The organism is Thauera sp. WB-2 (assembly GCF_027594845.1).
Classification (GTDB): Bacteria; Pseudomonadota; Gammaproteobacteria; order Burkholderiales; family Rhodocyclaceae; genus Thauera; species Thauera mechernichensis.
In genome coordinates, this window is sequence record NZ_CP088935.1 from 883,278 (window position 1) to 907,781 (window position 24,504).

General features: G+C 66.5%; 23 protein-coding genes and 1 tRNA gene. 20 read left to right on the forward strand and 4 right to left on the reverse strand.

The genetic code is table 11. The features are described 5' to 3' along the window. The first annotated feature begins 131 nt into the window (after nucleotides 1–131). Nucleotides 132–821, forward strand: coding sequence for a LysE family transporter (locus LQF09_RS04000; protein ID WP_270069251.1), 690 nt, complete (start codon nucleotides 132–134; stop codon nucleotides 819–821). 78 nt (nucleotides 822–899) lie between these two features. Here the strand turns inward: LQF09_RS04000 and gcvA are convergent, their stop codons facing one another. After that, nucleotides 900–1,799: a transcriptional regulator GcvA gene (gcvA, locus tag LQF09_RS04005; protein ID WP_232433278.1), complete on the reverse strand. Its 900-nt coding sequence runs from the start codon at nucleotides 1,797–1,799 to the stop codon at nucleotides 900–902. Nucleotides 1,800–2,000: 201 nt separating this feature from the next. Between gcvA and LQF09_RS04010 the strand changes: the two genes are divergently transcribed. From LQF09_RS04010 to LQF09_RS04050, 9 genes are all read left to right on the forward strand, one after another. Continuing rightward, entirely contained in the window at nucleotides 2,001–2,852 is an 852-nt protein-coding gene (locus LQF09_RS04010) for a transketolase (RefSeq protein ID WP_002930497.1), read from the forward strand. Then, complete coding sequence (locus LQF09_RS04015) at nucleotides 2,849–3,850, forward strand: transketolase family protein (protein ID WP_002930499.1); 1,002 nt, start codon at nucleotides 2,849–2,851, stop codon at nucleotides 3,848–3,850. Before LQF09_RS04010 ends, LQF09_RS04015 begins: the two co-directional genes overlap by 4 nt. Before the next feature lie 83 nt (nucleotides 3,851–3,933). Continuing rightward, entirely contained in the window at nucleotides 3,934–4,698 is a 765-nt protein-coding gene (locus LQF09_RS04020; protein ID WP_270069252.1) for an SDR family NAD(P)-dependent oxidoreductase, read from the forward strand. A gap of 102 nt (nucleotides 4,699–4,800) precedes the next feature. Then, nucleotides 4,801–5,772, forward strand: coding sequence for a TRAP transporter substrate-binding protein (locus tag LQF09_RS04025; protein ID WP_002930504.1), 972 nt, complete (start codon nucleotides 4,801–4,803; stop codon nucleotides 5,770–5,772). A 2-nt stretch (nucleotides 5,773–5,774) separates the two neighbouring features. Next, a complete protein-coding gene (locus LQF09_RS04030; RefSeq protein WP_232433279.1) occupies nucleotides 5,775–6,338 on the forward strand; it encodes a TRAP transporter small permease in 564 nt (187 codons plus the stop codon). A gap of 8 nt (nucleotides 6,339–6,346) precedes the next feature. Next, entirely contained in the window at nucleotides 6,347–7,594 is a 1,248-nt protein-coding gene (locus tag LQF09_RS04035) for a TRAP transporter large permease (RefSeq protein ID WP_270069253.1), read from the forward strand. 99 nt (nucleotides 7,595–7,693) lie between these two features. After that, the gene (tkt, locus tag LQF09_RS04040) at nucleotides 7,694–9,673 is read left to right on the forward strand and encodes a transketolase (protein ID WP_002930509.1); all 1,980 of its coding nucleotides are present in this window, start codon (nucleotides 7,694–7,696) and stop codon (nucleotides 9,671–9,673) included. Between the two features lie 22 nt (nucleotides 9,674–9,695). Beyond that, nucleotides 9,696–10,652, forward strand: coding sequence for a D-2-hydroxyacid dehydrogenase (locus LQF09_RS04045; protein WP_002930512.1), 957 nt, complete (start codon nucleotides 9,696–9,698; stop codon nucleotides 10,650–10,652). 338 nt (nucleotides 10,653–10,990) lie between these two features. Beyond that, entirely contained in the window at nucleotides 10,991–13,156 is a 2,166-nt protein-coding gene (locus LQF09_RS04050; protein ID WP_270069254.1) for a methyl-accepting chemotaxis protein, read from the forward strand. A 21-nt stretch (nucleotides 13,157–13,177) separates the two neighbouring features. Here the strand turns inward: LQF09_RS04050 and LQF09_RS04055 are convergent, their stop codons facing one another. Further along, entirely contained in the window at nucleotides 13,178–14,209 is a 1,032-nt protein-coding gene (locus LQF09_RS04055; protein ID WP_002938554.1) for a nucleoid-associated protein, read from the reverse strand. Nucleotides 14,210–14,419: 210 nt separating this feature from the next. Between LQF09_RS04055 and LQF09_RS04060 the strand changes: the two genes are divergently transcribed. The 9 genes from LQF09_RS04060 (at nucleotide 14,420) to LQF09_RS04100 (ending at nucleotide 23,165) form a co-directional block, all read left to right on the forward strand. Further along, nucleotides 14,420–16,051 carry a methyl-accepting chemotaxis protein gene (locus tag LQF09_RS04060; RefSeq protein WP_270069255.1) on the forward strand — a complete coding sequence of 544 codons (1,632 nt, stop codon included), beginning with the start codon at nucleotides 14,420–14,422 and terminating at the stop codon, nucleotides 16,049–16,051. 341 nt (nucleotides 16,052–16,392) lie between these two features. Next, complete coding sequence (locus LQF09_RS04065; RefSeq protein ID WP_270069256.1) at nucleotides 16,393–17,613, forward strand: tyrosine-type recombinase/integrase; 1,221 nt, start codon at nucleotides 16,393–16,395, stop codon at nucleotides 17,611–17,613. Nucleotides 17,614–17,722: 109 nt separating this feature from the next. After that, nucleotides 17,723–18,283 carry a hypothetical protein gene (locus LQF09_RS04070; protein WP_270069257.1) on the forward strand — a complete coding sequence of 187 codons (561 nt, stop codon included), beginning with the start codon at nucleotides 17,723–17,725 and terminating at the stop codon, nucleotides 18,281–18,283. A gap of 132 nt (nucleotides 18,284–18,415) precedes the next feature. Next, nucleotides 18,416–18,643, forward strand: coding sequence for a helix-turn-helix domain-containing protein (locus LQF09_RS04075; RefSeq protein WP_270069258.1), 228 nt, complete (start codon nucleotides 18,416–18,418; stop codon nucleotides 18,641–18,643). A gap of 10 nt (nucleotides 18,644–18,653) precedes the next feature. Then, entirely contained in the window at nucleotides 18,654–19,046 is a 393-nt protein-coding gene (locus LQF09_RS04080; protein ID WP_270069259.1) for a helix-turn-helix domain-containing protein, read from the forward strand. Further along, entirely contained in the window at nucleotides 19,046–19,933 is an 888-nt protein-coding gene (locus tag LQF09_RS04085; RefSeq protein WP_270069260.1) for a toprim domain-containing protein, read from the forward strand. Before LQF09_RS04080 ends, LQF09_RS04085 begins: the two co-directional genes overlap by 1 nt. Next, on the forward strand, nucleotides 19,923–21,893 hold the full coding sequence (locus tag LQF09_RS04090) for a DUF927 domain-containing protein (protein ID WP_270069261.1): 1,971 nt from the start codon (nucleotides 19,923–19,925) through the stop codon (nucleotides 21,891–21,893). The genes LQF09_RS04085 and LQF09_RS04090 overlap by 11 nt, the downstream gene beginning before the upstream one ends. Beyond that, a complete protein-coding gene (locus LQF09_RS04095) occupies nucleotides 21,883–22,419 on the forward strand; it encodes a hypothetical protein (RefSeq protein ID WP_270069262.1) in 537 nt (178 codons plus the stop codon). The genes LQF09_RS04090 and LQF09_RS04095 overlap by 11 nt, the downstream gene beginning before the upstream one ends. Nucleotides 22,420–22,586: 167 nt before the next feature. Continuing rightward, a complete protein-coding gene (locus LQF09_RS04100) occupies nucleotides 22,587–23,165 on the forward strand; it encodes a hypothetical protein (protein WP_270069263.1) in 579 nt (192 codons plus the stop codon). A gap of 93 nt (nucleotides 23,166–23,258) precedes the next feature. Here LQF09_RS04100 and LQF09_RS04105 read toward each other — a convergent pair whose 3' ends face one another. Together LQF09_RS04105 and LQF09_RS04110 are read right to left on the reverse strand one after the other, a co-directional pair. After that, nucleotides 23,259–23,573 (reverse strand): hypothetical protein, encoded by a 315-nt coding sequence (locus tag LQF09_RS04105; RefSeq protein WP_270069264.1) that lies wholly within the window; start codon nucleotides 23,571–23,573, stop codon nucleotides 23,259–23,261. 263 nt (nucleotides 23,574–23,836) lie between these two features. Further along, nucleotides 23,837–23,913, reverse strand: a tRNA-Met gene (locus LQF09_RS04110). Nucleotides 23,914–23,945: 32 nt separating this feature from the next. Between LQF09_RS04110 and LQF09_RS04115 the strand changes: the two genes are divergently transcribed. Beyond that, nucleotides 23,946–24,467 (forward strand): hypothetical protein, encoded by a 522-nt coding sequence (locus tag LQF09_RS04115; RefSeq protein WP_232433256.1) that lies wholly within the window; start codon nucleotides 23,946–23,948, stop codon nucleotides 24,465–24,467. The last annotated feature ends 37 nt before the right edge of the window (nucleotides 24,468–24,504 follow it).

Consider the following 24,504-nt stretch of genomic DNA (forward strand, 5'->3'; position numbering starts at 1 on the left):
CCATTGTGGGGCTTGCGGTGGGCGCCGGGGCAGGCAGGCGCATGCGCCGTGGCCTGGTTGCCGCATGGCTGTGGCGATTCATCTGCCTGTAACGCACACAGGGTCATGCATCGGCGCAGAGGCGGATTAACATGGCGGCTTGTGTGCGCTGCAACTGCCTGGATACCTTCCCGATGCTGCTCGATACCTGGATCTCCTTCTTCGTTGCCTGCTGGGTCATCAGCCTCAGCCCTGGCGCGGGCGCGGTGGCGTCAATGTCTTCCGGCCTGAACTACGGTTTCCGCCGCGGTTACTGGAATGCCCTTGGGCTTCAGCTTGCGCTGGTGCTCCAGATCGGCATTGTCGCCACTGGTTTGGGGGCGGTGCTGGCTGCGTCCGAGCTTGCCTTCTCGGTCATCAAGTGGTTCGGCGTCGCCTATCTGGTGTACCTGGGCTGGAAGCAGTGGGTGGCACCGCCCGCGGCGGTGGCGGTCGAGTCGGGCGATGCCGCTCATGGGCGGCCATGGCCGCTGGTGATGAGAGGCTTCATCGTCAATGCCAGCAATCCGAAGGCGATCGTGTTCATCCTCGCGGTGTTGCCGCAGTTCCTCGACCCGGCGCGTCCGCTGCTGGCGCAATACCTGATCCTCGCAGCCACCATGATCACGGTCGACCTGGTCGTCATGGCAGGCTATACCGGCCTCGCTGCGCGCGTGCTGCGCCTGCTGCGCGAGCCGCATCAGCAGCGTCTGCTCAACCGCAGTTTCGGCGGCCTGTTCGTGGCGGCGGCGCTGCTGCTGGCGACCGTCCGGCGCGCCGGGCATGCGGCACCGGCGGCGTAGTGGCCTTGGGGGTGCGCACCCTCTGCCCGTGAGGTGAGCGCGCGTCTCCGCTGCAGCCCCGAAAGGCGTTGGCAGGCTTCAGCGCCGTGGGGCGTCCAATTCATCGAAGAGCCATTCCTGGAAGCTGCGGATCTTGGGCAGCTCGGCGCGCGACTTGAGCAGGTTGAAGGTGTAGCCCTGCACCTTGGGGCCAGCCAGGCCAAAGGGTGCGACGAGGCGGCCGGTTTCCAGTTCGCGTTGCACCAGCAGCAGGCTCTCCAGGCACACGCCCAAACCGTCCACTGCAGCGCTGATGGCCATGAACGAGCGGTCAAAGCGCAGGCCGCGTGAGATGTCGAGCTTGACTTTGCGGTGCTGGCGCATCCAGTCGCGCCAGCTCACCAGGCAGACCTCGCTATGGATCAGCGTGTGGAGAGCGAGGTCCTCGGGGCTGCGGATGGGGTGTTCGCCCTCGAGCAGCGCGGGCGCACACAGCGGCACGATGGTCTCGGCGGGGAAGCTCAGCACCATGGTGCCTGCCGGCTGCAGGCGGCGCATGCCGTAGCGGATGTCGATGTCGACCGCTCCCGAGACGAGGTCGACCGCGTCGGTCGATGCGTTGAGCCGCACGTCGACGTCCGGGTTCAGCGAGCTGAAGCGAGCCAGCCGCGGCATCAGCCACTGGGTGGCAAAGCTGGGGGTGGAGTGCACCGTCAGGATGTCGATCTTTTCCGTCCGTCCCAGTTCGCGCGTTGCCAACTCGATGCGCGAGAAAGCTGCCGACACCTCCTCGGCATAGCGCCGCCCGGCGTCCGTCAGCACCACCGCCCGATGTACGCGATGAAAGAGCTGAACGCCGAACTGCTCTTCCAGCTGCTTGACCTGATGGCTGATTGCAGACGGCGTGACGAAGAGTTCGTCTGCTGCAAGCGCGAAGGAGGACAGCCGCGCGGCGGCCTCGAATGCCTGAATGGCCTTGAGGGAAACTCGATTGTGCATCGCGGCATTCACATGAGATCAATTCATCTATAGGCCCATAAATAATCGTTTGAGGCCGATAAATCAAGCGAATAAGCTTTCCCTCACTCGCTGGACGCCCTTCATCGGCTGCCGGCAGGGCCGGGGCGATGGGTCTCTGGCCAAGCGAAACGAATCTGCCTGGCGCCCCTGCGTTGCCGGGTTCAAGTCAAGGAGAACTGCGTGCAAACAAGTCTTACCGAGGACTACGCCCGGGTCGCCGAAAGCGCCTACCGCATCCGCCGCTTTGCGTTGCGGATGGGCGAGGTGCAGGGCCAGGGCTATGTCGGCCAGGCGCTGGGTTACGCCGACGTGCTGGCGACAGCCTACTGCCATGCGATGAACTTCCGTGCCGACGACCCGGAGTGGGAGGGCCGTGATCGCTTCCTGCTGTCGCATGGTCACTACGCCATCGCCTTCTACGCCGCGCTGATCGAGGCCAGGATCATCCCCGAGGACGAGCTCGAGACCTATGGCAGCGATGACAGCCGGCTGCCGATGTCGGGCATGGCGACCTACACGCCGGGGATGGAGATGTCGGGTGGTTCTCTTGGCCAGGGGCTGCCGATCGCTGTAGGCATGGCGCTGGGCCTGCGCCTGAAGGGCAATCCCGCTTTTGTATACAACTCGATGTCGGACGGCGAGCTCGACGAGGGTTCGACCTGGGAAGCAGCGATGGGTGCAGCCCATCACGGCCTCTCCAACCTGATCTGCCTGGTCGACATCAACAACCAACAGGCCGACGGCCCCTCGACCAAGGTGATGGGCTTCGAGCCCCTCGCCGACAAGTGGGCATCCTTCGGCTGGCATGTGCAGCGTGTCGATGGCAACGACCTGGCTGCCGTGATCGCCGCCTTCGACACCGCACGCAGGCTGACCGAAGCCAGGCCGCGGGTGATCCTCTTCGACACCCTGATGGGCAAGGGGGTGCCCTTCCTCGAGACTCGCGAGAAGAACCACTTCATCCGTGTCGATCCGCCCGAATGGCAGCAGGCCATCGACATCCTCGACCAAGCCCAGGGAGCTGCACGATGAGTACCACCACCGCCAAGAAGCCGCGCCTGACAACCTCGGCGATGATTGCCTCGATCGCCTCCGAGGGCCAGCGCGTCAAGGCTGCCCCGTTCGGCAAGGCCCTCGTCGAACTGGCCATGCAGCGCCGGGACATCGTCGGCCTTACCGCCGACCTCGCCAAGTACACCGACCTCCACCTGTTCGCCCAGGCCTGCCCCGAGCGCTTCTTCCAGATGGGCATGGCCGAGCAGCTGCTGATGGCCTCGGCGGGCGGCATGGCCAAGGAGGGCTTCGTGCCCTTCGCCACCACGTACGCGGTATTCGGCACCCGTCGCGCCTTCGACTTCGTGCACCAGGTGATCGCCGAGGAGAACCTCAACGTCAAGATGTGCTGCGCGCTGCCCGGCCTCACCACCGGCTACGGCCCCAGCCACCAGGCCACCGAGGACATCGCGCTGATGCGCGGCATTCCCGGCATGACCATCATCGACCCTTGCGACGCCCTCGACATCGAGCAGGCCGTGCCCCAGATCGCTGCCCACAACGGTCCGGTCTATATGCGCCTGCTGCGCGGCAATGTGCCATTGGTGCTCGACGAGTACGACTACAGCTTCGAGCTCGGCAAGGCCAAGCTGCTGCGCGACGGCAGGGATGTGCTGGTGATCTCGTCCGGCATTCTGACCATGCGTGCGCTGGAAGTCGCCAAGGCGCTGGAGGCGGACAAGGTCGACGTCGGCGTGCTGCACGTGCCGACGATCAAGCCGCTCGACACCGCGACCATCCTGCGCGAGGCCGGCCGCTCCGGCCGCCTGGTGGTGGTGGCCGAGAACCATACCTCGGTCGGCGGCCTGGGCGAGGCGGTCGCGACAGCGCTGCTGACCGCAGGCGTGACGCCGCAGTTCCGCCAGATCGCGCTGCCCGACGCCTTCCTCGATGCCGGCGCGCTGCCCACGCTGCACGACCGCTACGGTATCTCCACCGAGGCGATGTCGGCCACGATCAAGCGCTGGATCGGCTGAACGATCGCTTCCTTTCTTCCCCCCTCGCTCCCTCCCTCGAAACCGGGCGCCCTCAAGGGCGCCGCTCTGAACAGGATCCGTCCATGTCCCACTCCCTTCTTCTTGACGGCAAGGTTGCCGTCATCACCGGCGGCGCCGGCCTCAACGGCCTGGGCTTCGCCACTGCCCGCATGCTGGCCGCGCAAGGTGCGCGCATCGCCCTGCTCGACCTAGAGCAGGCCAACCCGGCGGCGGCTGCAGCCGAACTCGGTCCGCAGCACATCGGCCTGGTGGCCAACGTCACCGACAAGGCGGCCTGCGATGCGGCCGCCGCCGAAATCGTCAAGCGCCTGGGCCGTATCGACGTGCTGGTAAACAACGCCGGCATCACCCAGCCGCGCAAGACGCTCGACATCACCTCGGCCGACTACGATGCCGTGCTCGACGTCAGTCTGCGCGGCACGCTGTTCATGTCGCAGGCGGTCATCCCGACCATGCAGGTGCAGAAGAGCGGCTCGATCGTGTGCATTTCGTCGGTGTCGGCACAGCGCGGTGGCGGTATCCTCGGCGGTCCGCACTATTCGGCCGCCAAGGCGGGCGTGCTCGGCCTGGCCAAGGCCATGGCGCGCGAGTTCGGCGCCGACAACATCCGCGTCAACTGCATCACTCCGGGCCTGATCGCCACCGACATCAACAAGGGCAAGATCCCCGAGGACAAGCGCGCGGCGATTCTCGACGGCATCCCGCTGGGCCGTATCGGCGAGCCCAGCGATGTGGGCGGTTGCATCGTCTTCCTGGCGAGCGACCTGTCCAAGTACTGCACCGGCATCACCCTGGACGTGAACGGCGGCATGCTGATCCACGGCTGACCCCCTCGGCCCGGCGCCGGCCGGGCCCGCTTTCGCATCGCTGCAGCAGCCGGGTGCCGCCACCGCAGCCCGGTCCACACAAGGCAAGAGAAGGAGACCACCATGATGAAGAAGACCCTGATCGCACTCGTCGCCACCCTGGCCATGGGCGCTTCCACCAGCTGGGCGCAACAGGTGCTGCGTATGGCGCATGGCGCGGCGCCGGGCAACCCGCGCTCCGAAGCAGCGCTCAAGTTCGCCGAGCTGGTCGAGACCAAGACCGCCGGCCGGGTGAAGGTCGAGGTGGGCGGCAGCGCGCAGTTCGGCGACGACGTCGAGTCGATCACCAACATGCGTCTGGGTACACTGGCTTTCAGCGCCAATTCGCAGGGGGCCACTGCGGGCGTGGTGCCGGAATTCAACCTGATCGGACTGCCCTTCCTGTTCCGCGACCTCAACCACGCCTACCGCGTGGTCGATGGCCCGGTCGGCGCCAAGCTCGACGAGGCTGCCAACGGCAAGGGCCTGGTGCTCCTCGCGTTGTGGGATAACGGCATCCGCCACACCAGCAACAACAAGCGCCCCATCACCACGCCGGACGACCTGCAGGGCATCAAGCTGCGTACGCCGCCCGACACGATGACCCTGGACATCTTCAGGGCGCTCGGCGCCAACCCCGGCCCGCTGGCCTTCTCCGAGCTGTACATCGCGCTGCAGCAGGGCGTATTCGACGGCCAGGAGAACCCGTTGATGAACGTCTACGCGTCCAAGCTCCATGAGGTGCAGAAGTACATCTCGCTCACCGGCCACAAGTACGAGACCACGCCGGTGCTGGCCAGCCGGATGATCTGGGCCGGACTGTCCAAGGCCGACCAGCAGGCGATCAAGGAGGCTGCCGTCGAGGCCGGCAAACTGAACCGCGAGCTGTCGCTGGCAGCCGATACCGAGTTGCGCGAGAAGCTGGCAGCAGCCGGCGTGCAGATCAACGAGGTCGACCAGGCGCCCTTCGTCGCCAAGACCCAGCCGGTCTACGACAAGTGGGCGGCGCAGTTCCCCGACCTGGTCAAGCTGATCGTCTCGGAAGCGGGTAAGTAAAGATGTCGACCCACGCCACTTCCCCCGCCGCGACCTCGAGCAGTGTCCCGGCCCGGGTGGTGAAGTGGGTGGACGCTGCGATCGTGGCCGCCGGTGTGGCGGTCGCGATCAGTGCTCTGGTCGTCATGTTCGTATCCCTGATGGCCGAAGTGATCGTCCGCTACTTCACCAACCAGGGCATGGGCTGGCCGACCGAGATGCCCAACATCCTGTTCCCCTGGCTGGTCATGGGCGGCATCGTGCTCGCCGCCCAGCGTGGCCAGCACATTGCCGTCACCGCCATCCACGGCTGGCTCGGGCGCGCTGCCAACCGCATGCTGATGGTCGGCCATCAGGTGCTTGTCGCCGCGGCCTTCTTCTATCTTGCCTGGGTCGGCCTCGATGTCATCGAGATCACCGGCAGCGAGGTGTACCCGGTGACCGGTATCTCGGCCCGCTGGGCCTACATGGCGATGATCGTCGGCTTCGTCGGCCTCGGCATCACGGCGCTGAGCACCTTGGTCCGGCTGCTGATCGCGAACGATCCGTTCTCCGTCCGCGCCCACCACATCGAGGAGGACGTATGACTGTCGTGATGCTTCTTGTATTCAGCGCGCTGCTGGTGCTGGCCCTGCCGGTCGGTTACGCGCTGGTGATCAGCTCCGGCCTGGCCGCGGTGACTGCCGGCGGCATGCCGAGCGTGGCCGCGGTGGTGAAAATCTTCCAGCCCACGCAGAGCTTTCCGCTGCTGGCCATTCCCTTCTTCATGCTGTCGGGCAACCTGATGATGGGCGGCACGCTGGGCAAGCGCCTGATCGACTTCGCCACCAAGCTGGTCGGCCGCTTCCATGGCGGGCTGGGGCAGGTGACGGTGGTGGGTTCGACGGTGTTCGGCGGGGTGTCGGGCTCGGCCGTGGCCGAAGCCTCGGCGCTGGGTTCGATGCTCATCCCGTGGCAGAAGCGCGAAGGCTATCCCCCGGCCTTTGCCGCGGCGGCCACGGCGTCGTCGTCGGTCATCGCCGGCCTCATCCCGCCTTCGATTCCGCTCATCCTGTATGCAGCCGTGTCCAACCAGTCGATCGCCGCGCTCTTTCTTGCCGGCATTCTTCCCGGGCTGATGCTGTGCGGCGGTTTCATGCTGGTGTGCTACTTCTCGGGACGCCTGCGCGGCTTCAAGCGCCTAGCCGAGGGGGTGACCTGGAAGGGCGTGCTGCGTGCCACGGTGTCTGCCGCACCGGCGCTGGCGATGCCGGCTTTCATCGTCATCCTGCTGCGGGCCGGGATCGCCACACCCACCGAGGTGAGCGTGCTGGCGGTGTTCTACGGCCTGATGGTGAGCGCCCTGGTGTATCGCGACCTGAGCTTCAAGCGGCTCTACGACGCGCTGGTGCACACCGCCGTCACGACCGGCGTGGTGATGCTGGTGATCGCGGCGTCCAACCTGGTGGGGTTCGTGCTGACCGTCGAGGCGGTGCCGACCGCCGTGGCCGAATGGACCGTCGAGACGCTGAAGTCGCCGTGGATGGTGATCCTGATGCTCAACCTCATCATGGTCACGGTAGGCATGTTTCTCGATCTGCCGGCTGCGATCCTGCTTCTGGGGCCGACCTTCGTCGCCATCGGCAATGCGATCGGTCTCGACCTCGTGCAGCTCGGCATCATGATGGCGGTGAACCTGAGCATCGGCCTGTTCACCCCGCCGGTCGGGACCACGCTGTTCATCTCTGCCGCCATCTCGCGTCAGAAGGTGGGGGCCGTGGTGCGTGAGCTGTGGCCCTTCTACCTGGTCGCGATCACGGTGTTGTTACTGATCTCCTTCGTGCCCGCCTTCACGCTTTACTGATCCCGCGCGCGGCGTAGCGCCCCGCCAGCCCACCCCGCCTCCGTAACCACCCCGCTATTGCCTCCCCCTCACAGGGGGAGGCAAGGGAGAACCCTTGCCATGCATGCCGTAGAACCTCGCCAACTCGCCAATGCCATCCGCTTTCTGTCGCTCGATACCATCGTCCACGCCGCCGAGGGCCATCAGGGCGTGCCGCTGGGCATGGCGGAGATCGCCACCGCGCTGTTCACCCGTCACCTCAAGTTCAACCCGGCCGATCCCACCTGGCCCGACCGTGACCGCTTCGTGCTGTCGAACGGCCATGGCTCGATGCTGTTGTACGCGCTGCTGCACCTCACCGGCTACGACAAGATCAGCCTCGAACAGGTCAAGTCCTTCCGCGAGCTGGGCTCGCATTGCGCCGGTCACCCCGAGTTCGAGCCCGCCTGCGGCATCGAGGTCACCACGGGTCCGCTCGGCCAGGGCATTGCCAACGCCTTCGGCATGGCGGTAGCCGAGGCCTATCTGAATGCGCGCTTCGGCGCCGGCCTGGTCGACCACTGCACCTGGGCCTTCGTTGGCGACGGTTGCCTGCAGGAAGGCCTCGGTCAGGAGATGATCTCGCTCGCCGGCCATCTGAAGCTCGGCAAGCTGATCCTGTTCTGGGACGACAACAAGATTACCGACGATGGCAGCACCGACTTGTCGATCAGCGAGGATGTGGCGGCGCGCTTCCGCGTTGCCGACTGGCACGTGGTCGAAGTCGATGGCCACGACATCGATGCCGTGTCGGCCGCGATCACGCTGGCCAAGCAGGATCCGCGCCCCTCGCTGATCGCCTGCCGCACCGTGATCGGCCGCGGCATCCCGCGCGTGCAGGGCCAGCGTGCCGGCCACAGCGCGCGCCTGTACCCCGAGGACGCACAGGCCACGCGTGAGCTGCTGGGCTGGCCGCACGCGCCGTTCGAGATCCCGGCCGACATCCTTGGTGCCTGGCGTGCCGCAGGCCGCCGCAGCGCTGCCGACTACCGTGCCTGGCAGGCGCGCCTGGCCGCACTGCCGGCTGCCGAGCGCGCCGAGTTCGAGCGCGTGCAGGCCGGCGAACTGCCCACCGGCTGGCGCGAGGTACTGACCGATTACCGCCGCAAGGCCGCTGCCGATACCGAGCCCAAGCCAGGCATCTTCGCCTCGGCCGAGATCAACGACCTGCTGGTGGGCGTGCTGCCCGAGCGCATCGTCGGCTGCGCCGACCTGGAGGCCCCCACCTCCCACAAGCGCGGCCTTGCCGCCTTCACCGCCGAGGACCGCGGCGGCGCGTACGTGCACTGCGGCGTGCGCGAGCACCTGATGGGTGCGATGGCCAACGGTATCGCCGCGCACGGCGGCGCCATCCCACTTGCGGTCACCTATCTTGCCTTCTCCGACTACGAACGCCCGGCCATGCGCATGGCGGCGCTGATGGGCCTGCCGGTCAAGTTCGTGTTCAGCCACGACTCGATCGGCGTCGGCAAGAACGGCCCCACTCACCAGCCAGTGGAAATCCTCGCCTCGCTGCGTGCCATGCCCAACATGCTGGTGATGCGCCCGGCCGACGCCGTGGAGGCGGCCGAATGCTGGGAGGTCGCGCTGGAGCTCCGGCGCACGCCGGCCAGCCTGATCTTCGCCCGCCAGGCGTTGCCCACGCTGCGCACCACGCACAGCGCGGACAACCGGTCGCGCCGCGGCGCCTATGTGCTGGCCGAAGCCGAAGGCGGCGCGCGTGCCGTGACCCTGCTCGCAACCGGATCCGAGGTGCAGTTGGCGGTCGAGGCGCGCCGGCTGCTGCAGGCCGAGGGTATCCCTACCGCGGTGGTGTCGATGCCGTGCTGGGAGCTCTTCGAGGCCCAGGATGCAGGCTACCGCAGTGCCGTGCTGGGCGAGGGCTGCGTGCGCGTCGGCGTCGAGGCGGCGATGCGCTTCGGCTGGGATGCCTGGCTGGGGCCGCGCGGCGGCTTTGTAGGTATGGCTGGCTTCGGTGCGTCCGGCCCTTACGAGCAGCTCTACGCACACTTCGGCATCACCCCGGCTAACATCGTTGCCGAAGCAAAGCGCTACCTCTGACCCCCTGGAGACAAGAGTCCACATGCACAAGATCGTCTTCCTCGACCGCGAGACCATCGCGCCGCAGATCCGCCTGCGCAGCCCCGCGTTCGCGCACGAGCTGGTCGTCTACGACAGGACCGCGCCCGATCAGATCGTCGAGCGCCTGGCCGGCGCCAGCATCGCCATTACCAACAAGGTGCCGCTGTCCGCCGCAGTGCTGGCGCAACTGCCTGCGCTGCGCCTGATCGCGGTCGCCGCCACCGGCACCGATTGTGTCGACAAGGCCTACTGTCAGCAGCGTGGCATTGCGGTGGCGAACATCCGCGGCTATGCGGTCAATACCGTCCCCGAGCACACCTTCGCGCTGATGCTGGCGCTGCGCCGCAACCTGGTCGCCTACCGCGACGACGTGCTCGCGGGCGAGTGGCAGCGCTCGGGCCAGTTCTGCTTCTTCAACCATGCCATCCACGACCTGCGCGGCGCCCGCCTGGGCATCATCGGCGAAGGCGTGCTGGGCCAGCGCGTGGCCGACATCGCGCGCGCCTTCGGCATGGTGCCGCTGTTCGCAGCACGCAAGGGCAGGACCGGTGCCGGCAGCCTGTACACGCCCTGGGATGAAATGCTGGCGACCAGCGACATCATTACCCTGCATTGCCCGCTCACGCCGCAGACGCGCGGCATGATCGCGATGCCCGAGTTCCGCGCCATGGTGCGGCGTCCGCTCATCATCAACACCGGGCGCGGCGGCCTGGTGGACGAGGCCGCGCTGGTACAGGCGCTCGACGAAGGCCTGATCGCCGGCGCGGGCTTCGACGTCGCCGACGGCGAGCCGCCGGCGGCCGACAGCCCGATGATGCGCATCGCCGCGCGCCCCAACGTCATCCTGACGCCGCATGTGGCCTGGGCCTCGGACGAGGCCCAGCAGGCTTTGGCCGACCAGCTCATCGACAACATCGAGCACTTCGTCGCCGGCTCGCCGCGCAACCTGCTGCAGTAAAGGGCCCTCCGACGAAAAGCTCGCGGCTGGCGCCGCTCCTACAGCGAACAGCTGCGCGTGGGGTCGTCGTAGGAGCGGCGCCAGCCGCGAGGGGTTGAAGGCGGCGTGGCGGATCGGAAGCGCCCGAAAAGGCTCGTGGCTCGCGCCGCTCCTACAGCGAACAGCTGCGCGTGGGGTCGTCGTAGGAGCGGCGCCAGCCGCGAGGGGTTGAAGGCGACGTGGCGGATCGGAAGCGCCCGAAAAGGCTCGCGGCTCGCGCCGCTCCTACCGCGGAACCGAGCGCGGCGCGTGCTCCCCAGTGGGCGCGGCGCGAGCCGCGAGGGGTTGAAGGCGGCGACATGCCTGAAGCCGGTGAGTCTGTAGCGCCGCATGTGGTGTGCGATTTTTGCGCTGCAGCGTCTGGATTTGACATTCCGTATAGATTGCCCGTACTGCCGGTGGTGACAATCGCGATCATTTTTCTTTCGCGTGACGCATGCCCGGGAGGGGCCATGAACATCGGCATTCGTGAACGGCTTTTGGCGGTACTGATTCTGCCTTTGCTCATCGTGGCGGGCTTTGTCGTCTCCAGCATGCTGGCGAACCATGCGCTGTGGCGTACGGCGCTCGATACCGAGCGTACCGTGGCGCTTGCGGTGAAGGCGGGGGCTGCTGCGCATTACCTGCAGATCGAGCGTGGCGCGACGGCAGGCTATCTGCAAAGCGGCGGCAAGCGCTTTGCAGATGTGCTGCCAGGCTATCGCGCCAACACGGACCAGGCCGTCCAGGGGGTGGAGCAGGCCTTTGCCGAACTCGCGGCCGAAGCGGGTGCCGCCCAGGCGCTGAGCGCGGCGACGCAGGCGGCCCGGCAGAGCCTGGCGCAGTTGCGCGATACGCGCGCCGGTGCCGACCGTTTCGCGATCGCGGCGGCGGAGTCGAGCGCGTTTTATACCAGCACCATCGCGACCCTGCTCAAGACGGTGAATGTGGCCAGTTCAGCGGTTGCCGATGGCGGTGCGGCAAAGCGCCTGGCTGCCCTGGAGATGCTGTTGCATGCCAAGGAGTATGCGGGCCAGGAGCGCGCGACGATGGTGCCGGTGTTTACTGCCGACCGAATCGAACGCGCACAGTACCGTGGTTTGAACGAGCGCATCGGCAAGCAGCTTGCGTTCGTTTCGGCCTTGTCATCGCTGGCAGAGCCCACTCACTGGCAGGCCTACCTCCAGGCGGTCAACGGCCAGCCCGAGACTGCGGTGGAGGCCCTGCGTGCCAGGTTGCATGATTCTGCCGAGGGGTTCGGCGTGACGCCGGAGACATGGTTCTCGACCACCACTGCCCGGATCGACGCCATGCTCACCGTCGAGCAGCGGGTCAGCGGCGATCTGCTGGCCTGGGCCGGTGAGCAGGCGGAAGAGGCGCAAAGGGCCATGTTCGTGGCGGCGCTGCTCGGTACGCTCGCGATCGCACTGACGCTGGTGTTCGGCATGGTGATCATCCGCTCCATCACCCGCCCGCTCGCCACCTTGCAGGATGTTCTCGTGCGGGTCGAGACGAGCGGCGACTGCAGCCTGCGCGCGGGCCTCACCGGGCGGGATGAAGTGGGGCGTACCGCGGCCGCGTTCGACCGCATGATGGCGCGTATTGCCGCCCTGATCGGCGAGACCCGGCAGTCGGCCGATGCCATTGCTGCGGCCGCACAGTCCATGTCGGCTGCAGGGGCTCAGGTGGAGAAGGGCTCGGATGCGCAGTCGGAGGCGGCGTCGGCTGTCGTCGCCAGCGTGCAGCAGACCGCGGTGAGCATTTCCGAGACGGCCAGCAATGCCCGCGTGGCGGACGCGACTGCAGTGCAGGCGCGTGCCGACATCGAAACTACACTGGCCGCGGTGCGCGAGACTGCGGACAACGTCGATAGCCTGGCCGGCATGATCGACGCCGCCAGCGGCGACATCGTGCGACTGGCCGAGAGTTCGCGCCAGATCGACGGCATCGTGCGCACCATCAAGGATATTGCCGACCAGACCAACCTGCTGGCGCTCAATGCCGCGATCGAGGCGGCGCGAGCGGGCGAGCAGGGGCGTGGTTTCGCCGTCGTCGCCGACGAGGTGCGCAAGCTGGCGGAGAACACCTCCGCGGCAACCAACGTCATTTCCGGCCTCATCGGTGGCATCCAGGGCCAGGTCGATGCCGCAGTGGCGCACATGCAGAAGGCAAACGACAAAGCCGGGTCGACGCGCACCCGCGTGGTGGCTTCCACCGGTGCGCTCGACGCCGCCAGTGCCGATACCGGGCGGGTCACGACGTCGGTGCGCAACATCGCCGATGCGGTGCGCGAACAGGATGCCGCAGTTCAGGAGATCGCCCGGCGCATCGAGCACATCGCGCAGATGACCGAGGAGAACACGGCTGCCGCGAGCAATGCGGCCGAGACTGCGCGACATCTCGACGCGCTCGCCGGCAAGTTGCGCGAGACCGTAGGCTGGTTCAAGGTGCAACCGGGTGAGCACGCATACGAACGCATGCGTTGATCGCGGGGCAGTCCGGGCGCGTCAGTCCTCGGGCGCCTCGTCGAGCATGCGCTTGAGGTAGTCGGGCAGGCCCGACAGGACCAGGGTGTCGGTGGCGCGGTCGTAATGTACTGCGCCCGAGTGCAGGCCGCTGCGCTCGAACTCGAGCTTCCAGTTGTCGCCGCTGGCGCTGAAGCGCACCAGCGGGCGGATGGCGCGGCGGTTGGGAACGAAGCCGGGGGCGATCCTGGTCTCCTCGGCACGCAGCAGGGCGTCGAGCCGAGCGGGCTGTTCGGGAAAGACCTCGCGCGCGAGCTCTTCGAACACCACCGGGGCGCCTGCCTCGCCCAGGGTGTCGAGGTAGTCGTGGGCGCGCTCGAGCACGGCATCGCGGGTGGCGGGGGCAAGGCCCTCGGTGTCGACGAAGCGGTCGAGCGTGGCGACCAGCTTCTTGGTCTCCTGCAGTGCCACCATGACGTCGCTGCATCCGAGTGCGTTCTTGAACCACATGCCGCCTTTGCCGCGCCCGCGCAGGAAGCCGATATAGCGCTCGTCACCACGTCGCCAGCCCGACAGGTCGATGCGCCCGGCCGCATGCAGGGCGGTGAAGTCGAGGTGGCAGCAGTCGAGCGCTTCGAGCGCACCGCCGATGCGTACGCCTTCGGCCTCACCAATCAGCGCCAGCCACAGGCAGTCCGTGCCGCCTCCGTTGGCGCCCCCTTCGCGGATGCGCGCCATGACCAGTTGGCCGCCTTCTTCAAGCTCCTCCGCGTCGGTGAGCGCCTGCACGCGCTCGGCGAAGGCGCGAGATAGGCCTGCGAAGTCGAGCGTCTCGTCGACGAGGTGTTCGCGCAGCCAGCGTGCCAGCGGGTAGCTTTCCTCATCCTCCTCGAAGCGGCCGAAGCCCTTGGCCGAGCGACTGTCGTACTGGCTGCACAGGCGTTCTGCAAGCCGCAGCGCTGCAGCGTCGAGCGTGCATGGTCCTTCGCGCAGGATCAGGCGAGCCGGCGAGCCGGGGGCCTTTTCCAGGGTGTGGATGATCAGGTGGGTGACGGTGTGCTCGAGGGGGCGCATGCGGGTGGGGCTCGCGGTAGGGCGGGGCCGAATTCTCGCATGTGCGGAGCCTGCGCAGGCCCCGGTGACGTCCTGAGGGCTCATGCTGACCCGGTGCGTTCCGATGGCTGTGCAGTCAGCGTTTGGATACGACTAAAGTTATGCTTGCCGGGACCGATGAATACATGAACAAGGCCTTGCTCATGTGAGGTCGCATCCCCGGAGACATACATGATGAATGCCCTCGACAACCTCAGCCTGCGTGGCAAGCTGTTCCTGCTTTCCGGTCTTTCCTGTGGTGTCCTGTTGTTTGCAATCGCCTTCGCGCTCTACGAAGTACGTCTGATCGAGCGCGAGGTGGATACCATCGGGCATCACGACCTGCCGGGCTTGCAGGCTGCGGGGGCAATGGGCGAGTGGCGTCTGCGCTACCGCGTGCGCAGCCTCGAGTTCATGATGGCGACCGGTGCAGCGGAGACGGAGCGCATGACGGCCTCGCTCGACCAACTGCACCAGGGTTTCATGAAGGAGATTGCCGGCTATCGGACGCGCCAGATTTCAGAGCGTGAGCGTACGCTGCTCGATGCGGTTGAGCGCAGTGTGCTGGGCTACCACGAGGTGGTGCAGCAGGCCCGGGACCTGCTCGCGCGCGGTGATCGCAATGGGGCTGACACGCTACGCCGAACGGTGTGGGTGCAGCGTGCGGATGCGGCGCGCGATACCGTCGCAGAGTTGATTGCCTACAATCGCGCTGCGGCCGAAGGCAATGTGGGCGAGGTAACGGCCGAGGTGCGGACGGCATTCATTGGCGGGCTTTCCGCCGCCGCGATTGGTCTGGCGGTCGCCATCACCCTCACCCTGGTGTTTGCCGGGCGTATGAGTGGTCGCTTGCGCGCGGCGGTCAGCGGCACTCAGCAGATCGCTGCGGGCGACCTGCGCGCAGCCCTGCCCGAGCCGAGCGCCGACGAGATCGGCGACCTGGTACGCGCGATGCGCGAAATGCAGTCCTCGCTACGCGAGACCATCGCGCTCAGCCGTGACGGTGCGGGGCAGGTGGGTGACTCGGCAACGAGCCTGCTCGAGGCCTCACGTCAGGTCAGCGAAGGCGCCTCGGCGCAGAGCCAGGCGGCCAGCAGCATCGCAGCCAATGTCGAGGAGCTGACTGTTTCGATCTCGCATGTGTCCGATCGCACCAGCGATGCGAGCCGCGTAGCCGCGGAGTCAGGCGCAGGCGCGACGGCCGGCAAGCAGTCGATGGAGCGGTTGGTTGCGGGCATGCGCGAAGTCGAGCAGGTGGTGGGTGACGCGGCGACTCGCATCACCGGTCTGGAGGCGCAATCCGCGAAGATCTCTCATATCGTCGCCGTGATCCGCGAGATCGCCGAGCAGACCAACCTGCTGGCGCTCAATGCTGCGATCGAGGCGGCGCGGGCCGGCGAGCAGGGGCGGGGCTTTGCGGTGGTGGCCGATGAGGTGCGCAAGCTCGCCGAACGCACCGCCACGTCCACCGAGGAGATTACCGGCATGGTGGCATCCGTCCAGGCAGGGACGAAGGAGGCCGTTGCCGGGATCGAGCGTGGGGTCCAGGTCGTCAGGCGCAGCAGCGCGGAGGCAGTCGAGACCGGTGGCACGATCGGCCGCCTGCATGAACTCTCGGGCGAGGTGGCGGGCATCGTCTCCGAGCTCGACCTGGCTTTGCGTGAGCAGGCAACGGCCTCGTCCGAGGTGGCGCGGCGGGTCGAGGACATCGCGCTGCGGGCAGAGCAGAGCAGCAGCGCCACAAGCAGCATCGTGGTGGCCGCACAGGAAATGGAAGGCGTTGCGGCGCAGATGCGGCGTCAGGTCGAGCGCTTCAAGGTTTGAGCCGCGGCGGCTGGGCTGGTGGGTTCGGGCCGAACGGCGCACAGACCACACTCGCACCAGCCGGTTTCGACAAGACCCGGCAGAAAAGCAAAGGGGCTTGCATCGCTGCAAGCCCCTGAATTTTTTGGTGGTGATGGGCAGAATCGAACTGCCGACCTACGGGTTATGAATCCGTGTTTCGCGTCAAACCTATGGGTTATCGGAGCTTAATAAACCTTTACGAAACAGAGCACTTAGAAGATACTCGCCTTAACGGGCTAGCACGGTTTTTGACGGTTTTTGACCTGAAATGCTAGCCCGGTGATAGCCCGGTGATAGCCCGGACGATGCGAGGTGAGTAAATGGCAAGTCTCAAGTTCTCGAAAACGACGCTTCAGGCGCTCGAACTCCCCGAGGTGGGCAAGCGGCTGACGATCTACGACACCGAGACGCCAAAGCTGGCGCTGAGGGCGACGGCGGCGGGCACCAAGACCTTCTATGTGGTGAAGCGGGCGGGCGCTTCGATGGCCTGGGTGAAACTTGGCACCTTCCCCGAGATGACGGTGGAGCAAGCGCGGAAGGCGGCGGCGCTGGCGCTGGGCGAGTTCGCCAGCGGTGCGAACCCTGCGGCGGCGCGGCGGGCGTTCAAGGCTGAACCTACGCTGTCCGAGTTTTTCACCGAGTACGGCACCCGGCACGGCGAGAAGAAGCGGGCATGGGCTGCGGACGTGCAGCGGTTCCGCGACTACCTGCAAAAGCCGATGGGCGGCAAAAAGCTGTCCGAGATCGACCGCGCCATGATTGCGAAGGTGCTGCACGACGCGGAGAAGGCGGGCAAGTCCGTGGCGACCGTGCGCAACATCCGGGCGCTCGCATCGGGCGTGTTCGGCAAGGCGGTGGAGTGGGGATTCCTCGACTACAACCCGGCGCAAGGCGTGAAGGTGGCGGGCAAGAAGGTTTCCCGCGACCGCTTCCTGCAAGCCGATGAACTGCCGCGTTTCTTCGCTGCGGTGGCCGAAGAAGAACCCGCCATGCGCGACTTCATCCTGCTGGCGCTGCTGACGGGCGCGAGGCGGGCCAACCTGTGCGCGATGCACTGGCGCGAACTTGATCTGTCGGCGGGCGTGTGGCGCATTCCGCGCACGAAAAACGACGAGCCGCAGAGCGTGACCCTATGCCCGGAAGCGGTGGCGATCCTCGAAGCGCGCAAGGATGCGACGGGCGGCGGGTTCGTGTTCCCTGGCACCGGGCGGACGGGCCATATCGTTGAGCCGAAGAAGGCCGTTGAGCGCGTCATGGCGCGGGCAGGCATCCCCTACGGGCGCGACGTGCCGAACGGGGTAACGCTGCATGACCTGCGGCGCACCTTGGGATCGTGGCAGGCGAGAACCGGCGCATCGCTGGCGATCATCGGCAAGAGCTTGAACCACAAATCCCCGCAAGCGACCGCGATCTATGCGCGGCTCGACCTCGACCCGGTTCGCCAGTCCGTGAATACGGCAACGAGCGCGATGCTCGAAGCGGCGGGCCTGAAGGATGCGGCGGACGTGGTGACGCTGCCGACGAAGCGCGGCGCTGCATGACCTGACAAAACCTGAGTTCTGCCGCGCCTAGGCCGACGGGCCGAAAACCGGGTTCCCTTGCCCGGCTGGCGCGGCACCTGATTCAAGGGTGACGCCGAAGGGGGCGTAAATGATTCTTCACACTGAAAGCGCGGCGAACGTATTAGTCAAGGAAGTCGAAGAGCTGATCGAGATTGGTTGGCGGCATGCGTCCGAGGTTCTCGATCTAGACAGAAGTCGATTTTCCGAAACGAGACTCGCAGACTGCTTTGCTTGGCTAGATGGACGATCCGACGGAATTGAGCCGGAAGAGGGGGTCGAAGGGTACGCGGCGGTGATTGTCGGTGGTGCTCTCGACCTGAAGCGACGTGTTGAACATGGCGTGCCGTTTGGCTGGTTCCTTCCACAATTCGGGAAGGTATGCGCACTCATGCACGGTATGCGCTGTACGCTTGCTGAACGAAAACGATCCCTGTCCACCAACGCCCGCAATGCTGCTGACGCACGGCACGCCGAGAACCGCGAGATCGCAGAGCGCATCCAGGCGTGGTACGCCGAGAACCGGCATCTATACCGCAGCATGGATCAGGCGGCGGAAGCTGTGGTGAAGCTTGAGCCTGTTGCGTGGCGAACGGCGCGAAAACACATCGGCGCTGCGGCCAAAAACCTGCCCCCTGCACGCAAAGCGTAGCCTCTGCACGTATCTCGGACAGCATGCACGCAGACCGTCCGCGCTACATGCTGACAGGCTGAACAGGCATCCTGCCTTTCTTCAAAGTTCGCACTCATACCGCACAACGCGGGGCTTCAATGAGTGCGAACCATGACAACCCAAAACCTGCAAAGCCTGATCGCGGCGGGCGCTGATCTGCTCGACGACAAAGCCGCTGCCGCGATGCTCGACGTATCGCCCGGCACCTTGTCCGTATGGCGCTCGACCGGGCGTTATCGACTGCCGTTCCTGAAGATCGGCAGGAAAGTCCGCTACCGTCGGGCTGACCTTGACGCATGGCTGGCGGCGCGTGTGCGCGAAACCGGCGCGACTGCGTAAGGGGCAAGCCATGACCGAAAAAGTAACGGGCCGCGACCGTGGCGACGGCGCGACCCGTAAGAGCTTGCTTCAGCAGATTCACGCGGATTTTCCGGGCAACGGCTGCGATGCGCAACGGGCGCGACTTCAGGCTGCAATGCGTGAAGCCGGATGGGTGACGACGACCGAGGCGCGGCTCTACCTCGAAATCATGAACCCGGCGCAGCGTATCTGCGAACTGCGCGACCAGGGCGAACAAATCGACACCGCATGGACGGCGGAACCGTCCGAGGCGGGCCGCGCACCGCACCGGATGGCGCGGTATGTGCTGATCCCGAAACAGGCGGGCGGCATTGATCCCGAGGTGGCCGGGCTGCTGGTGCTGGCGGCGGTGGCCGGGCTGCTGCTGGTGGGGGTGGCCTGATGAGTGACGACACCATTGGACTGTTCCGCGCCGCCATGCGCGAGGCCGGGGTGGTTCCGCCTGACGTGATCGAGGCGGACGGGCAACTGCACCGCTTCCACGTTGAAGGCGACAAGGCCGGTTCCCGCAACGGCTGGTATGCGCTGCACCTCGACGGGCGGGCCGCTGGCGTTTTCGGTTCGTGGAAAACCGGGCTGCGCTCGACGTGGGCGGCGGACGGCAAGCGCATGAGCGACACCGAGCGCGAGGCGTTCGCCAAGCTGATCGAGGCGGCGAAGATCAAGGCGCAAGCCGAGCGGCGGGCGGAACACGAGGCGCGGGCTATCGAGGCGCGGGCAGAATGGGATGCTGCGGCACCGGCTGACCCGGCGCACCCGTACCTTGTGAAAAAGGCGGTGAAGCCGCACAACCTGCGCCAGCGTGGCGGGCTGCTGGTCGTTCCCCTGTTCGATGCTTTCGGGCTGCTGTGGAACGTGCAGCGCATCCAGGCGGACGGCGGCAAGCGGTTCAAGCCGGGCCGGGCCGGTGGCCTGTTCTCTCCGATTGGCGACTTCAACGAGCCGCGCACGATCCTGATTTGTGAAGGATGGGCGACGGGCGCAACGCTGCACGAGGAAACCGGGCATCCGGTGCTGTGCGCGATGAACGCGGGCAACCTGCTGGCTGCGGCGAAGGCGGCGCGTTCCGCCTGGGTTGGCGCTGAACTGGTGATCTGCGCGGACAACGACCGCCAGACCGAAGGCAATCCGGGCGTGACGTATGCGACCGCTGCGGCGAAGGCGACCGGGGCGAAGCTGATCGTTCCCGAGTTCCCCGAGGGCGAGCCGGGCTCAGACTTCAACGACTTGGCGGCGATCCGTCGGAAGGGGGCGCGTCATGGTGAATGACCTGCTCGACACCGCGACCGCCGACCTTTTCGGCGCTGAGGCTGATTGCGCATCGCTTCATCCGTTTGGTGGCGTTCCAGACGTTCCAGACGTTCCGCCCAATAACGGCGCGGGTTCCAGCGGAACGGCAGGCGGAACGGCAGACGTTCCAGGCGTTCCGGCGCTGGCTGAACTGATCGAGGCCGCGACCGCTGGCGATGGCGGCGACACCGAGGGAAAGGTGGTGCCGTCCGTGCCAGAGGATGAGCGACCCTGCTTCAAGGTGTATGACGATTGGACGATTCTCGACACCGGGCGGAAGCTGAGGCCGGGCGTATGGCTGCACGGCATGAGCAAGCCGAAGAAGGAGGAAATGCCGGTTCCCGTCGATTCCTGGGTTTGCGGGCCGCTGCATATCGAGGCGCAGACCTTCGACGGCGGAGAAAACAATTTCGGGCGGCTGTTGCGCTTCAAGAACACGGCGGGCCGGTGGCGTTCGTGGGCGATGCCGATGGAACTGCTGAAGGGCGACGGTTCCGACCTGCGCGGCGAACTGCTGGCGATGGGGCTGGAACTTGATCCGCTCGCACGTCAGACGCTTGCACGCTACCTGCAAGAGCGCACGCCGAAAAAGCGCATCCGGTGCGCGCTGCAAGTGGGGTGGTGCGGCGGCGTGTTCGTGCTGCCTGATGCGGTGATCGGGCCGAACGCGGCGGGCGTGATCTTCCAGAGCGGCGAACGCTCGCACGACGAGCATGGAATGGCCGGAACTCTCGACGGGTGGCAAGCCGAGATCGCGGCGCGGGCGGTGGAAAATCCGCTGTTCGTGCTGGCGCTGTCGGCGGCGTTCGCGGGGCCGCTGCTCAAGCGCACCAATACCGAAGGCGGCGGGCTGCATTTCGTGGGCGATTCCTCGACCGGCAAGACGACGATTCTGGAAGCCGCGTGTTCCGTGTGGGGTGGGCCTGGGTATCGGCGGAGCTGGCGGGCAACCGCGAACGGCATGGAAGGCGCGGCGGCGCTGTTCAATGACTGCCTGCTGGCGCTGGACGAAATCAGCGAATGCGATCCCCGTGAGGTGGGCGCAATCGTCTATAGCCTGGGCAACGGGCGCGGGAAACAACGGGCGAGCCGAACGGGCGCGGCGCGATCCGTGACCCGGTGGCAGGCGTTCATCGTATCGACGGGTGAGCGCACCATCGGCACGACGATGATGGAAGGCGGGCAACGCACGAAGGCCGGGCAGGCTGTGCGGCTGCTCGACATTCCAGCGGCCCGGCGCTTCGGCTGCTTCGATGAACTGCACGGCATGGCGACCGGCACCGCGCTGTCCGATGCGATCAAGCGGGCGGCGACTCAACATCATGGCCGAGTCGGGCGGGCGTTCCTCGAACGGCTGACGCACGACGAGCGCGATATGGCCGGGCGGCTCGAACGCTTCAAGGCGCTGCCTGCCTTCAATCCGCCAGAGGCCGAAGGGCAGGACAAGCGGGCGGCATCCCGCTTTGCACTGCTGGCGCTGGCGGGCGAACTGGCGACCGAGTACGGCATCACCGGCTGGCCGGAACAGGCGGCGCTCGACGCTGCGGTGATCGGGTTCCAGGCGTGGCGAGCCATGCGTGGCGGCGGCAACGACGAGCGGCGGCAAATCCTCGACAAGCTGGCCGGGTTCCTCGAACGGCATGGGGATAGTCGGTTCTCCGGCTGGACGGCAGACGGCGCGACGATCCGTGACCGGGCGGGATGGTGGAAGCCTGACGATGCGGGCGGGCGGCTGTACCTGTTCAATGCGGATGGGCTGCGCGAGGCGCTGAAGGGCTTCGACTTCAAGCGGGCGCTCGACGTGCTGGAATCCTGCGGCGCGATCCCCAAGGCGAGCGCGACGGGCGAACGCTCGAAAACAGAGAACATCGGCGGGCGCAAGGTGCGCGTCTATTCCGTCCGGGCCGATGCGCTGCATGGGGTGGGCAATGGGGCTTGATGACCTGCTCGCCAGACTGGAACGGGCCGCTGGAACGGCTGGAACGGCAGACGTTCCCGCAGACGTTCCAGCGAATCCCTTGCAAACACTGGCCGGAACGGCTGGAACGGCTGGAACGGCAGAAAAAGGCAAAGGCGGGGTCGATTCCAGCGAAACGCTGCCGAGCGACACCGCGCCGCCCATCCGGGCAACGCGCTGGCTGCTGCACTACGCCGACCGCGAGCCGCTTGAAGTGTGGTTCGCGCCCGCTGCCGACCATGACGAGGCGCTGGTGCGCTATCCCGATGCCGTGGCGGCTGAACCGCTGCCCGAGATGCTGGCGCAATCGGCGCATGAACCGGCGCGGCAATCGGCGGCGCGGGGCTGCTCGACCTGCCGACACCGCAAGAGGCCGGGCCTGTCGGCGGGCTACTGCGGCGGCGGGCGCGACGATCTTCCTGGCGCGTATGGGCTGCATCACCCGCTGCGCAAGCTGCCTGCCGACCAGGGCGAAAGCTGCGCCAGCTACCTGCCGCACGAGGGCTGACACGATGCGGAAAAACGTACATCGTGGAAACCGGCTGAGTCCCTTTGCTGGCGCGGGATGTGGGCGACTCGGGGCCGCTTTCATGCGTTCAATCTGCCTGATGTTTTCGGTAAATCTGCGAGGGCGCAATGGGCGGATTTGGTAGCGGGCGGCGCGGTGGGCGTGACGTGACCGCGCACTATCGGCGGCTCGACGTGCGGGCGCTGCATCGTGCGGGGGCGCTGAGTGCGGGATGGCGCGGCGGGTGGTGCTGGTATCGGCGCGGGGCCAAGGTGGCGGAAATCAATATCGAGGCGGGCGAGGCATCAATCAGGCTGCGCTACACCGCAACGAGCAACGGCGAGCGCAAGCACTACGACTATCCGGTGATGCTGACGCGCACCGGATGCAACTACGGCGGCGCTCGACCGTGGTTCCTGTGTCCCTGCTGCGGGCGGCGCGTGGCGATCCTGTACGGCGGCGCGGCGTTCGCCTGTCGGCGCTGCTACCGGCTGGCCTATGAGGTGCAGCGCGAGACGGACACCGACCGCGCAATCAGGCGGGCCGATGCGATCCGGGCGAGGCTAGGGTGGGAACCCGGCATCCTGAACGGCGAAGGCGGCAAGCCGAAGGGGATGCACTGGCGCACCTTCTGGCGACTGCGAGCCGAGCATGAGCGGCTGACGGGCGGCGCGATGCAGGCGTGGGCGCGGCAACTTGGAATTGTGGGGGCGCGGCTCGACGGGCTGCGGGGTAGGGGCGGGTGAAAAGTCTGAACACGGCGAAGCGGGAACCGCACGGTTCAAGCTGTTTTCATAAACGTGGTTTTTTTCGACCGAATCGCCGGAGTTTTCGCCGTGCTACCTGACACCTGCCGCACCTGCGGCAAGCTGCTGGAACAGTCTGGAAGGGGGCGCAAGCGGCGTTACTGCGGCATCCCCTGCCGACGCGCTCAAGAGGCTGCCGTCGACAGACTGCGGGCTGCACTGGCCGGGGTAGAAGCTGAGATCGAGCGGCACAACGCGCACCCGTCGGCGTGGGGCGCGCACCGACTGCCGCACCTGCTGCCCAAGCGCGACCGTCTGGCGCGAGAGCTTGCCGAGCTTCAACGGTGAAGGGGGGGGCGGGTTGAAAGTCTGGAAGGTGCCGACCTGAGAAACCGCCCGGTTCAGCACGCGTAGAAAAAATCCCCGTTTTCAAAATGAATTCAAACTGAACCCGTCCGAGTGGCGGGTTTCCGGCTTCGCGCTGGCGAGCACGATCCGCCCGAAGCGGCGGCGCGTGGGCGTGGAGTCCGACAGACTGTCGGGCTTTGTGGGGGCTGCTGAGGCGCGGCGGGCGACGGGCGCGGGCTAGCGTTTTTGGCGCTGGTGCTAGCCCGGTGCTAGCCCGGCTGAAAATGAAAAGGGGCTGCATCGCTGCAACCCCTTGATTTTGTTGGTGGTGATGGGCGGAATCGAACCGCCGACCTACGGGTTATGAATCCGTCGCTCTAACCGTCTGAGCTACATCACCAACCGAGCTCGCGAATATAGCGGTTCAGGTGAGTGGGCGTCAACAGGTTTGATGGCTTGGCGTGTCCGGGGGTGTTGTCGGGGCGGTGGCGTCAGGGTCTCATCGAAGTCTTGATTTATAAGGCTTTTGCATTGACAGGGCAGGGGGGATCGGGGATCATTCGACGCCTGTCCTTTTCGGTTCCGGCTCGTTCCGGTCTGTCCTTGCGCCCGTTATCTCTTCCTGCCCTGCTGTTCCTGGTGCTCGGTGTATTGCCCGGCCTGGTGTCTGCGGCGCTACCGCGCAACATTCCCGAGGCTGCGTTCCTGGTGAAGATGGCGTTCGCCCAGCCTGGTAAGGTCCAGGTGAAGGGCAAGGTCAATGGCAAGGACGTTGAGGCGGTGCTGCTGCTGAGTCCCGGTGCGCAGATCCGCGACATTCACAACCGAATCGTGCTCCCCTCGCACATCGGTGGTGAATACATCGTGCGGATGCTGCTCGACAACAACGGCCAGGTGCACCGGGTGTGGGTCCTCACCCCGCAAGAGGTCGCGGCGTCCGCGCCCACACGCTGAGCGGCCCGCGATGTTCGCGCCGCTCGCATCCCGCCCC

What these genes read in the sequence shown, in the direction of transcription:
- LQF09_RS04045 (WP_002930512.1), top strand. Translation starts at nt 9,696, where the DNA reads ATGCACAAGATCGTCTTCCTCGACCGCGAGACCATCGCGCCGCAGATC.
- LQF09_RS04030 (WP_232433279.1), top strand. Translation starts at nt 5,775, where the DNA reads ATGTCGACCCACGCCACTTCCCCCGCCGCGACCTCGAGCAGTGTCCCG.
- LQF09_RS04095 (WP_270069262.1), top strand. Translation starts at nt 21,883, where the DNA reads ATGGGGCTTGATGACCTGCTCGCCAGACTGGAACGGGCCGCTGGAACG.
- tkt (WP_002930509.1), top strand. Translation starts at nt 7,694, where the DNA reads ATGCATGCCGTAGAACCTCGCCAACTCGCCAATGCCATCCGCTTTCTG.
- LQF09_RS04075 (WP_270069258.1), top strand. Translation starts at nt 18,416, where the DNA reads ATGACAACCCAAAACCTGCAAAGCCTGATCGCGGCGGGCGCTGATCTG.
- LQF09_RS04090 (WP_270069261.1), top strand. Translation starts at nt 19,923, where the DNA reads ATGGTGAATGACCTGCTCGACACCGCGACCGCCGACCTTTTCGGCGCT.
- LQF09_RS04065 (WP_270069256.1), top strand. Translation starts at nt 16,393, where the DNA reads ATGGCAAGTCTCAAGTTCTCGAAAACGACGCTTCAGGCGCTCGAACTC.
- LQF09_RS04085 (WP_270069260.1), top strand. Translation starts at nt 19,046, where the DNA reads ATGAGTGACGACACCATTGGACTGTTCCGCGCCGCCATGCGCGAGGCC.
- LQF09_RS04035 (WP_270069253.1), top strand. Translation starts at nt 6,347, where the DNA reads ATGCTTCTTGTATTCAGCGCGCTGCTGGTGCTGGCCCTGCCGGTCGGT.
- LQF09_RS04020 (WP_270069252.1), top strand. Translation starts at nt 3,934, where the DNA reads ATGTCCCACTCCCTTCTTCTTGACGGCAAGGTTGCCGTCATCACCGGC.
- LQF09_RS04080 (WP_270069259.1), top strand. Translation starts at nt 18,654, where the DNA reads ATGACCGAAAAAGTAACGGGCCGCGACCGTGGCGACGGCGCGACCCGT.
- LQF09_RS04025 (WP_002930504.1), top strand. Translation starts at nt 4,801, where the DNA reads ATGATGAAGAAGACCCTGATCGCACTCGTCGCCACCCTGGCCATGGGC.
- LQF09_RS04070 (WP_270069257.1), top strand. Translation starts at nt 17,723, where the DNA reads ATGATTCTTCACACTGAAAGCGCGGCGAACGTATTAGTCAAGGAAGTC.
- LQF09_RS04015 (WP_002930499.1), top strand. Translation starts at nt 2,849, where the DNA reads ATGAGTACCACCACCGCCAAGAAGCCGCGCCTGACAACCTCGGCGATG.
- LQF09_RS04060 (WP_270069255.1), top strand. Translation starts at nt 14,420, where the DNA reads ATGATGAATGCCCTCGACAACCTCAGCCTGCGTGGCAAGCTGTTCCTG.
- LQF09_RS04000 (WP_270069251.1), top strand. Translation starts at nt 132, where the DNA reads ATGGCGGCTTGTGTGCGCTGCAACTGCCTGGATACCTTCCCGATGCTG.
- LQF09_RS04055 (WP_002938554.1), bottom strand. Translation starts at nt 14,209, where the DNA reads ATGCGCCCCCTCGAGCACACCGTCACCCACCTGATCATCCACACCCTG.
- LQF09_RS04050 (WP_270069254.1), top strand. Translation starts at nt 10,991, where the DNA reads ATGCCTGAAGCCGGTGAGTCTGTAGCGCCGCATGTGGTGTGCGATTTT.
- gcvA (WP_232433278.1), bottom strand. Translation starts at nt 1,799, where the DNA reads ATGCACAATCGAGTTTCCCTCAAGGCCATTCAGGCATTCGAGGCCGCC.